Origin of the sequence: Desulfococcus sp., assembly GCF_041737845.1 — a bacterium.
In the GTDB taxonomy this organism is placed as follows: Bacteria; Desulfobacterota; Desulfobacteria; order Desulfobacterales; family Desulfococcaceae; genus Desulfococcus.
The window spans coordinates 1-12,582 of sequence record NZ_JBGSQX010000008.1; the positions used below are offsets into that span (position 1 = coordinate 1).

Annotated in this window: 14 protein-coding genes; 6 read left to right on the top strand and 8 right to left on the bottom strand. The window is 59.4% G+C overall.

Annotated elements, in window-relative coordinates:
• From ACEW8N_RS00460 to ACEW8N_RS00470, 3 genes are all read left to right on the top strand, one after another.
• The coding region (locus tag ACEW8N_RS00460) for an alpha/beta fold hydrolase (protein WP_373497817.1) at window positions 1-931 on the top strand (931 nt) is incomplete at its 5' end.
• 57 nt (window positions 932-988) lie between these two features.
• Complete coding sequence (locus tag ACEW8N_RS00465) at window positions 989-2,038, top strand: GAF domain-containing protein (protein WP_373497818.1); 1,050 nt, start codon at window positions 989-991, stop codon at window positions 2,036-2,038.
• A gap of 77 nt (window positions 2,039-2,115) precedes the next feature.
• The gene (locus tag ACEW8N_RS00470; RefSeq protein ID WP_373497819.1) at window positions 2,116-2,541 is read left to right on the top strand and encodes a MaoC family dehydratase; all 426 of its coding nucleotides are present in this window, start codon (window positions 2,116-2,118) and stop codon (window positions 2,539-2,541) included.
• 91 nt (window positions 2,542-2,632) lie between these two features.
• Here the strand turns inward: ACEW8N_RS00470 and ACEW8N_RS00475 are convergent, their stop codons facing one another.
• The gene (locus ACEW8N_RS00475) at window positions 2,633-3,085 is read right to left on the bottom strand and encodes a hypothetical protein (RefSeq protein WP_373497820.1); all 453 of its coding nucleotides are present in this window, start codon (window positions 3,083-3,085) and stop codon (window positions 2,633-2,635) included.
• Window positions 3,086-3,361: 276 nt separating this feature from the next.
• Complete coding sequence (gene polA, locus ACEW8N_RS00480; protein WP_373497821.1) at window positions 3,362-6,094, bottom strand: DNA polymerase I; 2,733 nt, start codon at window positions 6,092-6,094, stop codon at window positions 3,362-3,364.
• Between the two features lie 110 nt (window positions 6,095-6,204).
• On the opposite strand from polA, the gene ACEW8N_RS00485 reads away from it, so the two are divergent.
• The 3 genes from ACEW8N_RS00485 to ACEW8N_RS00495 all read left to right on the top strand — a co-directional run bounded on the left by ACEW8N_RS00485 (window position 6,205) and on the right by ACEW8N_RS00495 (window position 8,533).
• On the top strand, window positions 6,205-6,642 hold the full coding sequence (locus tag ACEW8N_RS00485; RefSeq protein WP_373497822.1) for a CoA-binding protein: 438 nt from the start codon (window positions 6,205-6,207) through the stop codon (window positions 6,640-6,642).
• Between the two features lie 223 nt (window positions 6,643-6,865).
• Window positions 6,866-7,540 (top strand): zinc ribbon domain-containing protein, encoded by a 675-nt coding sequence (locus tag ACEW8N_RS00490; protein ID WP_373497823.1) that lies wholly within the window; start codon window positions 6,866-6,868, stop codon window positions 7,538-7,540.
• Window positions 7,541-7,624: 84 nt separating this feature from the next.
• Window positions 7,625-8,533 carry a DMT family transporter gene (locus ACEW8N_RS00495; RefSeq protein WP_373497824.1) on the top strand — a complete coding sequence of 303 codons (909 nt, stop codon included), beginning with the start codon at window positions 7,625-7,627 and terminating at the stop codon, window positions 8,531-8,533.
• Window positions 8,534-8,551: 18 nt separating this feature from the next.
• Here the strand turns inward: ACEW8N_RS00495 and cobD are convergent, their stop codons facing one another.
• From cobD to atpE, 6 genes are all read right to left on the bottom strand, one after another.
• The gene (gene cobD, locus ACEW8N_RS00500; protein WP_373497825.1) at window positions 8,552-9,625 is read right to left on the bottom strand and encodes a threonine-phosphate decarboxylase CobD; all 1,074 of its coding nucleotides are present in this window, start codon (window positions 9,623-9,625) and stop codon (window positions 8,552-8,554) included.
• Window positions 9,622-10,350, bottom strand: coding sequence for an adenosylcobinamide-GDP ribazoletransferase (gene cobS / locus ACEW8N_RS00505; protein WP_373497826.1), 729 nt, complete (start codon window positions 10,348-10,350; stop codon window positions 9,622-9,624). Before cobS ends, cobD begins: the two co-directional genes overlap by 4 nt.
• A 60-nt stretch (window positions 10,351-10,410) precedes the next feature.
• Window positions 10,411-10,944 (bottom strand): bifunctional adenosylcobinamide kinase/adenosylcobinamide-phosphate guanylyltransferase, encoded by a 534-nt coding sequence (gene cobU / locus ACEW8N_RS00510; RefSeq protein WP_373497896.1) that lies wholly within the window; start codon window positions 10,942-10,944, stop codon window positions 10,411-10,413.
• 249 nt (window positions 10,945-11,193) lie between these two features.
• On the bottom strand, window positions 11,194-11,790 hold the full coding sequence (locus ACEW8N_RS00515) for a hypothetical protein (RefSeq protein WP_373497827.1): 597 nt from the start codon (window positions 11,788-11,790) through the stop codon (window positions 11,194-11,196).
• The gene (locus ACEW8N_RS00520) at window positions 11,787-12,242 is read right to left on the bottom strand and encodes a hypothetical protein (protein ID WP_373497828.1); all 456 of its coding nucleotides are present in this window, start codon (window positions 12,240-12,242) and stop codon (window positions 11,787-11,789) included. Before ACEW8N_RS00520 ends, ACEW8N_RS00515 begins: the two co-directional genes overlap by 4 nt.
• Window positions 12,243-12,272: 30 nt before the next feature.
• Window positions 12,273-12,521, bottom strand: a complete 249-nt coding sequence (gene atpE / locus ACEW8N_RS00525) for an ATP synthase F0 subunit C (protein WP_373497829.1) — start codon at window positions 12,519-12,521, stop codon at window positions 12,273-12,275.
• Window positions 12,522-12,582: the final 61 nt, after the last annotated feature.

Below are 12,582 nucleotides of genomic sequence, written 5' to 3' on the forward strand. Positions count from 1 at the left end.
CCATGTCAACGGCTACATGGACAACATCGTCGATTTCATCCGGCAAAAGCACAACCTGCCCCGGATCAACCTCATGGGCATCTGCATGGGCGGCGCCTTTTCCGTGATGTATTCGGCCCTCCACCCCGAAAAGATCAAGAACCTCGTCACCACCGTGACGCCCACCCACTTCGATACGGACACCGGCCTCCTCCATATCTGGATGAAGAACACCCGGGCGCTGGAGATGGGCGACGCTTACGGCAACATGCCGGGGGACGTGATGAACCTGGCCTTCCTGCTCCTCAACCCCGCGCGGCTCATCCTTGACAAATACGTCGGTTTCTTCGAGCACATGGACAACAAGGAGTTCGTGGAGAACTTCGTCCGCATGGAGAAGTGGATCTTCGACAGCCCGGATATTCCCGGGGCAACCTTCCGGCAGTTCATCGAGGACCTCTACAAGAAGAACCTCCTGATCCAGAACAAGATGGAACTGGGCGGCCGCCGGGTCGACCTCAAGAAGATCACCATGCCCCTGCTCAACATCTACGGCAAGTTCGACCACCTGGTGCCGCCCGCGGCATGCGAGCGCCTGACCGCGGCGGTGGGCAGCGAGGACACCGAGGACCTCTGCCTCAATACGGGCCATATCGGCATCTATGTCAGTTCCAGGTATCAGGCGGAGTTCGCCCCCAAGATTGCGGGGTGGCTGAAGGCGCGGGAGGGTGACCGGAAGGCGGCGGCTCCGCGGAAACAGGCAGCCTCCCCGCCGGTGAAGAAAACCAGAACACCCTCGACGGGCAAGACTGTCTCAAGGCTGGCGTCAAGCCGACGGTCCGCCGACGAGAAAAGACGAAAAACCGCTGGCGTCGTGAAGGCGGAACCGGTTAGAGCTGAAAGAAGAATTGGGACATCCTTAAAAAAAAGCACGCCAAACAAAAATATCTGAAGGAGATCCCTTCAACAACGAATTCAATATGCATCGACGGGAAGAAGGAGGAATGGAATGAGCGTCAACAAAGATTACTTCAAAACCTTCTGCAAGATCAGCAAGGCCATCGGCTCCACCTTGAAGCGGGACGATCTGCTGGACCTGATTGTGGGAAGCGCCATCGAGGCCATGGACGCCAAGGCGGCCAGCCTGTTCCTGGAAGACAAGGCGAAGGGAGTTTTTGTGTCGGTGTGCCAGAAAGGCTTGTCCGACAGCTATCTCCATTCAGACCCGTATCGGGTGCAGAAGATGAGCGACGAGATGATGACAAATGGGTGCATCGCGTTCGAGGACGTCGCGAGCGATGAACGCATCCTCAACCGGCAGGCCAAGATCGATGAGGGCATCGCCTCGATTCTGGTCGTTCCCGTGATGGTCGAGGGAAGGATGATCGGGGTGCTCAGCCTCTATACCGCCGACGTCAGGCATTTTTCCAAGGAGGACATCGAATTCCTGGGCGCGCTGGCCGATCAGGGCGGCGTCGCCATCCAGAATTCCCGCCTGCTCCATCGGATCACCCGGAATACTAAACTGTTCCATGATCTGGCCGACAGCATCAATTCTACGAACCTGGACATCAAGAAAATCCTCCACATCATGACGGCGGATATCGCGGAGGCTTTCAATATGAAAGGCGTCAACATCCGCCTCCTGAACAGGGATACGGATACCCTCGACATGGTGGCCAGCTACGGCTTGAGTGAAGAGTTCATCAACAAGGGCCCGGTCCACAAGGAAAAAAGCGTCAGCCAGGCCCTCGAGGGGGAGACCGTGGTGATCCCGGACGCCTCCGCCGACGAACGGGTGGAATACCGGGATGCCGTGAAGAAAGAGGGGATCGTCTCGATGCTCGTGGTTCCCATTCAATCGGGAGACGAGATTATCGGCGTGATGCGCCTGTGCAGCGGGGAGGCGCGGGAATTCAGCGAGGACATGATCCTCCTGGTCGAGGCCCTGGCGCACCAGGGTGGCCTCGCCATTCAGAATGCCTCCATGTACCTGTCGCTGCAGGAAGATAAGAACAGCCTGGAAAAGGATATCTGGAGCCACCGGTCCTGGTTTTAGGGTGGATTTACCTTCATGGCACGCCATGACGTTGGTGGCGATGATATGGTTTCGGTAACACAAAAAAGGAGAAGAGCATGACTGGAAAGACGATGGCGGAGATTCAAACAGGCGATGCAGCAGAATTTTCCAAGACCGTTTCGGAAACGGACATCTACCTTTATGCCGGCATTACCGGGGATTTCAATCCCGCCCACATCAACGCCGCTCACGCCGAGAAGACGTTCTTCAAAACCCGTATCGCCCACGGCATGCTTACGGCCGGGTTCATATCCACGATCCTGGGGACGCTTCTGCCCGGACCCGGGACGATTTATCTCAAGCAGGAGCTTCGTTTCCTGGCACCGGTGAGGATCGGGGACACCATCACGGCCAGGGCTGAAGTGACGGCAAAGATGGAAGACAAGAACAAGCTCACCCTCAAAACAACCTGCACCAACCAGGACGGTACGGTGGTTCTCGACGGCGAGGCCATGGTCAGTCCGCCCAAAGCGCCCCGCTGAAGCCGCCCCTGCGGCAAACGGAGGGGCGCTGTGCCGGCGCCCCTCCACGTCGCCCGATTGCGCGTGCCTTTCTAACCTTCCGTCTTCCGCCTCAAATCACATTGCCCAGCAGATAGTTTTCGACGCAAGTTTCGATTTTCCCTTTGGACATGGCGCAGAGGCGGTCCCGGCACTCCTCGCAAACGTCGACGGTGTCCGTGTCGCTGCGGTGGATCTCCTTGCCGCAGAATACGCATTTTCTTGAAAACAGCCTCACCCCGATCCTGTAGGTGGGGGTCTTTGTCTTCCTCTCCTTCAGACACCAGCGGACCTCTCCAAGGTAATCTGGGGTGGGTCTGGCGCCGTTCGGGCTTGCGGTCGTTTCCGCCATGGTGATCAGGATGCCGGTTCCGGGTTTCAGTTCGTGTTCCGTAATAAAGGACATGCCCCCGCTGCTTTTCTCGAGGAGTTTCCCTTTATGACACTCCGCCGTCCTGCTTTCCGTGAAACGAATGGCGGTTTTCTTGCTGGTCCGCGAAAAGGCTCTGTAGGTGATGGCGCTCATGGGTGACCTCCCTGTTGCCTTGCTTGAAACCACGAAAAGAACGGTCTTCAGCCTGTTGATCCGATGGTGGCCGGGCGGAAGGGGGATGGCGGTTCTGGAGTCGCGGCGGGAGAAGGGGTCGAGGGCGTCTGGTTTGATTTGCAGCCATCGGTTCAAGAGCCTATGACCTGATGAACTCAGTCTGTCCTGATACCACAATATAATTTTGAAGATTGGGGCTGTCAATGTTTTTCAGCGGGCAGGCGCCCGGAAAGGCCTCCGGCCGCCTCACAGACCTCAGTGGGCCTCGGCCCAGTTTTCTCCGGTGCCGATGTTGACCTTCAGGGGCACCTTCAACTCGGGCCAGACGGTCTCCATGATTTCCGTGACCAGGCGCCGGACCGTTTCGATTTCGTCGGGGGGCGCCTCGAAAACCAGTTCGTCATGGACGGTGAGCAGCATGGCGGACCGGAGTTTCTTTTCTTTTAACGCCCGGTCGACGCGGATCATGGCCAGCTTGATCAGATCCGCGGCCGTTCCCTGGATCGGCGTGTTGACCGCGGTTCTCTCGGCAACCCCCCGAACGTTCTGATTCGTGCTGCGGATCTCGGGGAGCTGGCGGATCCGGCCCAGGAGCGTGCTGGTCATGCCCGTCCGTTCGGCGGTTTCGATGGCCTCATGGATAAAGTTCCGGACGCCCTTGTACCTGGCGAAATAGTTGTTGATGTATGTCTGTGCCATTTTCCGGCTGATGCCCAGCTCCTTCGACAGGCTGAAGGCGCCCATGCCGTAAATGATGCCGAAATTGATGGTTTTGGCCTGCCGCCGCAGTTCGGGGGTGATCATCTGGGGGAAGACCTGGAAGACCTCGGCGGCCGTCCGGCTGTGGATGTCCTCTTCCTCGACAAAGGCCTGGATGAGGATCTCGTCGCCGGAATAATGGGCCAGCAGGCGCAGCTCGATCTGCGAATAGTCGGCGGCCATCAGGGTCCAGCCCTTCCGGGGGATGAAGGCCCTGCGGATCTCGATGCCCTCCTCGGACCGGATGGGGATGTTCTGTAGGTTGGGATCGGAGCTGCTGAGGCGCCCGGTGGCGGTGACCGTCTGGTTGTAGGAGGTGTGGATCCTGCCTGTTTCCGGGTGGATCATCTCCACCAGGGCATCGGCGTAGGTCGATTTCAGCTTGGCCAGGGTGCGGTGCCTCAGGATCAGGGCCGGCAGTTCGTGGTGCTCGGCCAGGGAAGTGAGGACCTCCACGTCCGTGGAATACCCGGTTTTCTTCTTGGTCTTTTTCTGCACCGGCAGTTTGAGCTTTTCGAAGAGAATATCGCCCATCTGCTGGGGGGAGTGGATGTTGAACCGCTCTCCGGCCATGGCGTATATTCCGTCTTCAAGTATCTCGATCTGTCCCTGAAATCTCTTGGAAAGAGCGGTCAGCCTGTCCCGGTCGACGCAGATCCCCCGCATCTCCATGTCTTTCAGGACGGGGATGAGGGGCGTCTCCACGGTTTCCATGAGCCGGAGAAGGCCCAGGTCCTCGAGCTTCCGCTTCAGCACCCCGTAAGCAGCCAGGGTTATGTCGGCGTCTTCGCATGCGTAGGGAACGGCCTTTTCGATGAGGACCATGCCGAACCCGACCTGGGATTTCCCCTTGCCCGCGACCTCTTCGTAGGTGATGGTCCTGCGGCCCAGAAAATCGAGGGCGATGCGGTCCAGGTTGTGGGCCCTCTTGGAGGGATCGATCAGGTAGGAGGCCACCATGGTGTCGAAGGAAACCCCCGAAAGGCGGATACCGCAGCGGTCCAGCACCATCCAGTCGTATTTGATGTTCTGCCCGATCTTCTGGATGTCCGGGTTCTCCAGCACCGGTCGGAGCGTTTCTATGACCGTATCCCGGGGAAGCTGGGGCGGCGCCCCCAGGTATCGGTGCCCCACGGGGATGTAAAAGGCCTCGTTTTCCTTCATTGCGACGGAGATCCCGACAAGCTCCGCCCGCATGGGGTCAATGGCCGTGGTCTCGGTGTCCAGGGCGAAGGCCGGGCAGCCGGCAAGGCGCCGGACGAGGTCGTTCAGGGCCTTCTCGTCGAGGATCCCGGTGTAGGATGTTGAGGGTGTGTCCCGGGGCGCCGCCGCGGCATAGATCCGGTGGAGTTCCTGAAACTCCAGATCCTTGAAGAGCGAAGCCAGCGCCCCGGCGTCGGGCTCGACCCGCTTGAAGGCATCGGGTTCGAAGCGGATGGGCGCGTCGGTCCGGATGGTGACGAGATCCCGGCTGAGATAGGCCTGGTCCCTGTATCGGACCAGGTTCTCATGCCGCTTCTTCATGGTGATGGTGTCGACGGCCTGATAGAGGCCGTCCATGGAGCCGAAGTTTTTGATCAGGTCCAGCGCCGTCTTGGGGCCGATGCCCGGAACGCCGGGGATATTGTCCGAGGTGTCCCCGGAAAGCCCCATCACGTCGACAAGCTGGGCGGGTTCGATGCCGAATTTTTCCCGAACCGCGGAAAGGTCGGTAAGCGTGTCCTTCATCGGGTCCCAGATACTGGTCCTCTCGGAGACGATCTGAAGGAAATCCTTGTCTCCCGTGACGATGACGACGGCAACCCCCCGGGCCTCCGCCTGCCGGGCCAGGGTGCCGATGAGATCGTCCGCCTCGAACCCCTCGATCTCGAAAAGCGGAATGTTGAAGCCGCGGACGATGGCCTTGATGTAGGGGATCTGCACCGAAAGGTCTTCCGGCATGGGCGGCCGGTTGGCCTTGTAGGCCTCGTAGATATCATGCCGGAATGTCGGCCCTTTCATATCGAAGAGGACGGCCAGGAAGGCGGGCGCTTTTTCCGCCAGCATTTTTTTCAGCATGTTGGTGAATCCGAAAGCGGCGTTGGTGGGGAGACCCCGCGAGTTGGAAAGGCCTGCGCGGATGGCATGGTACGCCCGGTAGACATAGGCACTGCCGTCGATGAGATGGAGTGTGGATGGATCGGTCATGGCGGCCCTTTGCGGTTGTGGTGAATGGGTTTGAGTTGACATGCCCCGCCTCCTGAATTAGATTTCGAAATATTTCAGGTAATCATCTCCGCAGCATGGGTGTATCTGTATCATCAACCGCCGGGTACGACAAGTACAGGGGGCATGAAAAATTGAAAAAAGGCGAAATCCTTACCGATCAGAGAAAGATCCTGTCCGTGCTTCAGGAGGCCAGAACCATCGCCGTTTTGGGGCTGAGCCCGAAACCGGACCGGGACTCCTATCGCGTGGCCCGGTATCTTCAGGACGAAGGCTACCGGATTCTGCCGATCCGGCCGGCCCAGAAGGAGATCCTGGGAGAAAAGGCTTACAACGGTCTTGAGGAGATCGATGAACCGGTGGATATCGTGGATGCGTTTCGATCGAGCGATCAGATCATGGCCCATGTCCCCGGGGTGATCCGCCTGCGGCCCAGGGTTTTCTGGATGCAACTGGGCATTGAGCATCCGGGGGCGGCGGGGATGCTCATGGATGCGGGAATCGATGTTGTCATGAACCGCTGTATTAAGGTGGAGCATGAAAACCTCTTCAGAAAAAAGATCATCGTTTAAAGAGCGCCGCCGGCGCTTTCGCGATGGCCCATGCCACTGCTGCGGGGGCGGGCCGCTTTTCAAATGGCAGTGCCGCTGTGGATTTGCCATCTGCCAGGCGTGCATGGGCGAGAATGTCTGGGGCATGTCCTGCAACGGCATTACCTGGCAGTGCCCGGATTGCGGGGACCACAACGGCTTCGGGAATCAATAACGGACCGACATACATCAGAGGAGTCATTAAATGGCGTTTGAAACCAAGGAAGAGGTCTTTGAGCGGGTGATCCTTCAGAAAAGACCTCTTTGCAAATATTGTCAACAGGAGATGAGCATATGGGAGGCCCCGGATATGGTGATTGACGACGGCCTGGGATGGGGAACGCCGTATATGTTCGTCTGTTTCAACGACGCGTGCCGGCTTTATGCCCAGGGATGGGACAACATCCGGGAGAATTACGGCCGCACGGCGTCCTACCGGTGCATCTGCTATCCGGGAACCGAGAACTTCGAGTGCATGTCCGTGTACGGCCCCCAGGGCGGCCATGGTCAGATCATCGAGGAAGAGGCCCTGGCCAGACAAAAGGAGATTGAGGCCAGGATCGGGAAGGGTTTGTCGACCCTTGAGGCATGTGCCGGTGAGAGCGGCGGAGAGACGGCCTTGAGGATCCTCATGGATGCCGATGAACCGATGCGGGTTCGGGTGAAGGCCGCCGAGATCCTGGGCGAGCTGGGCCGCAGCGATGCCGTAGAACCGCTCAAGAACAAGAAATTCGGCAACGATATCCTGCGAAAGCGGGCGGCGGAAGCCGTCGACAGAATTCATGAACGCCATTTCACGCGGGAATGCCCTTTCTGCGCCGAGATCGTCAAGAAGCGGGCCAAAATCTGCAAGCACTGCGGTCGTGAACTCACCGAATAAAGGGCTGCCGCATACAACGTCCCATAACCCATCACAATCCTCCCCGCCGGATACCGGCGGGGGCTCACCCTGGAACCCCCATCCATGCTTAGCGTCTATTTGAAGCTCTTCATGACCGCGCTCTTCTGGGGAGGCACCTTCGTGGCCGGCCGGATGCTGGCCGGTCATATCACCCCCTGCGCCGCGGCATTCCTCCGGTTTGCCGTGGCCTCGGGTTTCCTCCTTCTGCTGACCTGGAAGATGGAGGGTCGGCTGCCATCCGTGGGTCGGCGGCAGATTCTTCCCCTGTTTCTGCTGGGAATGACCGGCATCTTCTCCTACAACATCTTTTTTTTCAAGGGGCTCGAGCTGATCAGCGCCGGCCGCGCGGCCCTCATCATCGCCCTGAACCCGATTTTCATCTCCGTCTGTTCGGGGCTGTTTTTCAGGGAGCGGTTGACCGTTGTCAAGATGGCCGGCATCCTGATATCGGTCACCGGCGCGGTGATCGTCATCTCCCGGGGGAATCTCGGGGCCGTCCTGAGCGAGGGCGCGGGGTTGGGGGAGTTCTACATCTTCTGCTGCGTTTTGAGCTGGGTCGCCTTTTCCCTGATCGGGAAGACGGTCCTCTCCGGCATTACCCCCTTGATCTCGGTGACCTATGCATCGGCCGTGGGTGCCGTGGCCTTGTTCGTGCCGGCATACCTTGAAGGGATGATCCCCCGGATGGGGGAATACACGGCCCTCGTCTGGCTCAGCGTCGTCTATCTGGGGCTCTTCGGCACGGTGATCGGCTTCATCTGGTACTATGAGGGCATCCAGGCCATCGGCCCCACCAAGGCGGGACTCTTCATCAATTTCGTGCCGGTCAGCGCCATCGTGCTGGCCTTTTTCATCCTGGGCGAGCCGGTGACCCTCTCCCTGCTGGTGGGCGCCGTCCTCGTCGGCTGCGGCGTCTTTCTGACGAACATGAGGCCCGGGGCACGGTGCGTGCCGGCCTCCTCCGCGACCTGACGACGGCCGTTCCCCGTTTCAGAGCAGGCGGGCCAGTTTTTCGGCGAGCATCCGGTTGATTTCCGGCGTCTTGAGGGAGATGCGGATGAATTTTTCCGAAAGCCCCGCAAAGTTCCCGCAGTTCCGGATGAGGATTCTTTCCCTGGCGAGGGCCGCGCAGACGGCTCCGGCTATGTGGGCTCCCGTCAGTCGAGCCAGGATGAACGAGGTGCAGCCGGGAAAGACCTCGATGTCCGGAGAGGCTTCAAGCCGGGCCGCCATCTCTTTTCGTTCCTGATCGAGAACGCGCCGGCTTTCCGCCACAAACGGGTCGATGACCTCCCGCCGCTCCATCAGATAGACGACGGCCTGATGGGCCAGGCTGTTCACGCTCCAGGGCAGAAAATAGCGTTTCATTTTCCGGACGATGGCCTCGGGGGCCGCCAGGAAGCCGATCCTCAGGCCCGGAACGCGGAAGATCTTCGACATGGAGTGAAGCACCATGACGTTGGGCAGGTCCGCGCAGACCAGGGTGTGGGCATCCCCGCCGGTGACAAACGGCAGGTAGGATTCGTCGATGACGAAGCGGGTGGAGGGATGCCGCCGGCACAGGTCCGCGAGGTCGGGGCCGGGGATCAGGCGGGCCGTGGGATTGTTGGGATTGCAGATGAAGACCGTGTCGGCCCGTCCGCAGGCGTCGGAAAGCCTTGCCGTGTCGGGGGCAAATCGCCGGGGGGCATCGGACAGGACGTAGGTGAAGGGAACGTCGTGCATCCGGCAGGCGTCGGCATAGTCGGAATAGGTGGGGCCCAGGATCAAGGCCCGCCGGGTTTCGAGCGCCGCAGGAAGGGTATGGATGAGCTGGGTGGTCCCGTTGCCGGGGACCACCTGGTCCGGACGAAGCCCGTAGCGGGCGGCAAATGACCGGACGGCCGAACCCGCGTCCACCTCCGGGAGGGCCGTGACGGTATGGAGGTTCGCCCGGAGGAGCGCCATCAGCCCCGGGGGCGGGCCGAAGGGGTTGACGTTGCTGCTCATGTCGATGATATCCGAAGGGAGGCATCCCAGGTCCCTCGCCAGTTGATGGACGTTTCCGCCGTGGCCGGTGATCATGCCGCGCCCCCTGCCGCGGCCGCCGCGAACAGGGCCGCCTCCGTGATTTCAGTCATGGCGCCCAGCATGTCCCCCGTGATGCATCCCATGCGCCGCCTGTAGAAGTGGAGGACCCCGGCCACCACCAGGACGAAGGCGAGGGTCACCAGGATGCCTTGGAGCCCCGCAAACGCCGAAAGGGCGAGGGGGATGCAGAGCGCCCAGAAATCCGACAGCCGGATCCGGGTCTCAAAAAAGGCATGGCCGGTGCCGCCTTCGGGCCGGCCGTAGGACAGAAAGCGGAAGCCGAAGAGCATGCTTGCCCGGGCATAGGCGGGGATGATGAACAGGAGAAGGGCGCGGTGGCGGTCCAGGTCGGCGATGGCGCCCCACTTCACCGCCAGGGCCGAGACCACGGTGACGAGCGCCATGGCGCCGATGCGGCTGTCTTTCATGATCAGGAGGGCCTTTTCCCGGGGCCGGTTGCCGTACAGCCCGTCGGCGGTGTCGCCCAGCCCGTCGAGGTGGAAGGCGCCGGTGATCCATACCAGGAAGATGCCGTCCAGGATCGCGGTCATGTGGCCCGACCAGAGCCGGGAGACGACATGGTCAAAGGCGGCCAGGAGGGCGCCGATGAGGAGCCCCACCACGGGGAAGTACTGGATCATGCCCGAGGGTTCAAAGGTTCCCGGCGCGCCGACCGGGATCCGCGTGATAAACTGGATGGCGGATACGAGGTTTTTCATCTTCCGTTCAGGGGGTCCTTTCTGGATCGTGAGGGGCCGGTCGTCAAACATTGGCCGTGTTCAGGCTGAGGGGCGCTTTTCTCCCTTGATGGTCACCGGAATCCCCGCCACCGTCCAGATGACCTCGTCCGCAACGGCCGCGATCCGCTGGTTGACCGTCCCCATCACATCCCGGAAAAGCCTGGCGAGGCGGTTTTCCGGAACAATGCCTGCGCCGACCTCGTTGGATACCAGGATGACCGGGCAGCCGGAGCGGTCGAGAGCGTCGATGAGGCGCTCCGTGTACCGGTTGATGTGGGGGGATGCCTCGGGGGAAAGCAGGAGGTTGGTGGTCCAGAGGGTCAGACAGTCCACCAGCACGACATTGCCGTTTTCTGCGGCGGCCGTCACGGCATCGGGAAGCTCGATGGGGGCTTCCACCGTCCGCCAGTTCCCGTCCCGGTCGTTCCGATGCCGGGCGACCCGTTCTTCCATTTCCTCATCATGGGGGATGCAGGTGGCGATGTAGACCCTCCGGGTTGATGAGGCCGCCTCGGCCACTTTCTGGGCATGGCCGCTTTTCCCGCTCCGGCAGCCGCCGACAACGAATGTCACTTTTTTCAAGGTCTGCTCCATGGGTTCATTGCACTGCTTCGCAGGGCCTCATATCACTTTGGCGGCGGAAAAGCAAAACCGGGTGCGAAGAAAATTCTCGGGATTCCGGTTTCAGGGTCACCAGGCCCGGACGGCCTTGCTGCTGCTGCGGACCATTCACATTGCGAGCTGAAAAAACAAGAACCCGGCCAGATCAATGGTCGGGTTCTTGTTTGGGACGGGATCTTGCGGTATGATGTTGTAAAGGGTCTATTTCATGGCGTGGCCAACCGTGGAGAGATACTGATCGAACAAGCGCTGGTTGTCCTCTTCGGTGATTTTTTCCGGCAACCGTTTCAAGGCCAGATTGACCGATGCATCGATGAGCTGCTCTTTGAAGGCCCTTTTGGCCATGAGGATATAACCGCCGACCTTCTGCTCGGCCATGGTCATCATGAAGCGGCTCTCCTTTTCGGCTTCTTCGATCAACTCCTGCCGCCTTTTTTCACCCATGCGGACGATCGTTTCCTTCACTTCGGCAAATCGGGCATCGCCGGCCGCCATGGTCTTGCGGGCCTCGTTGATCTTCTCCAAAACCAGGGCCTTTTCATTTTCAAGGTCGCTGATCTCCGCCGCAATCGCATCCTGTCGCGTCCTCAGGTAACTCATCAGCGGATTTTTGCCATATTTGACCAGCACAAAGACCAGAATCCCGAAATTGACATACATCATCACCATATCATAGGTCTTGCGCCAGTCGCCCGCTCCGTCTTCGGCGAACGCCCGGCCTCCGGAAAGATGGAGGCATGCGGCCGCGCCGGCAAGGATGAAAAGCGCCAGGCTCAGGGATTTCCACTTCTTTTTCATGAGGATAGCCTCCGGTTCAATACCTTTTCCATGATGCGGACTGCCAGTTCTTCGGATTCGGCCTCAAGATGTTTTTTGGCTTCATTGAGCTGCGCTTCGACCTGTTTTTCCGCTTTAAGTCTCAGTTCAGCAATGGCAGACATGGAAGCCGAATGGACTTTTACGGCCTTATCGGAGCCCTCCTGCTCTAACTTCGCACTTAGATCGAATGCCTCTCTTTTGACAGCTTTCTCCCGTTTTGTCAGGTCGGCCAGGATCTCCTCCACCGCTTTCTCTGTGTCGGTGATGCCCTGGATGATGCTCTGGATATATTCATCCCGTTCGGCCATGGTCGCATTCAGCGGCTTGAACATGACGCGGTTGATGATGAACATGAAGATCAGAAACGAGATCAACTGGACGAACAGAGTTTCATTGATGCTGATTAAAGCGATATTGCTGACGATTTGCATTATTATCTTCCATTTATGATGATAGTAAGGCTACACGACAAAAAGAAGTAACAGCGAAATAACAAGCGAATAGATACCCGTGGATTCGGTGACCGCCTGGCCGACGAGCATGGTCCGCGTCAACAGGCCGGCTTCCTTCGGGTTCTTGCCGATCGCCTCGCACGCCCTGCCGGCCGCATATCCTTCACCCACACCGGGGCCGATGGCGCCCAACCCCATGCATATGCCCGCACCCAGAAATGCCGACGCCTTGATGATTTCTGCACCTTCAATAGCCATTTTAACTCACTCCTCTTGATTGTTGGATTAAATGAGCCCTTGATACACTAAATCATGATGA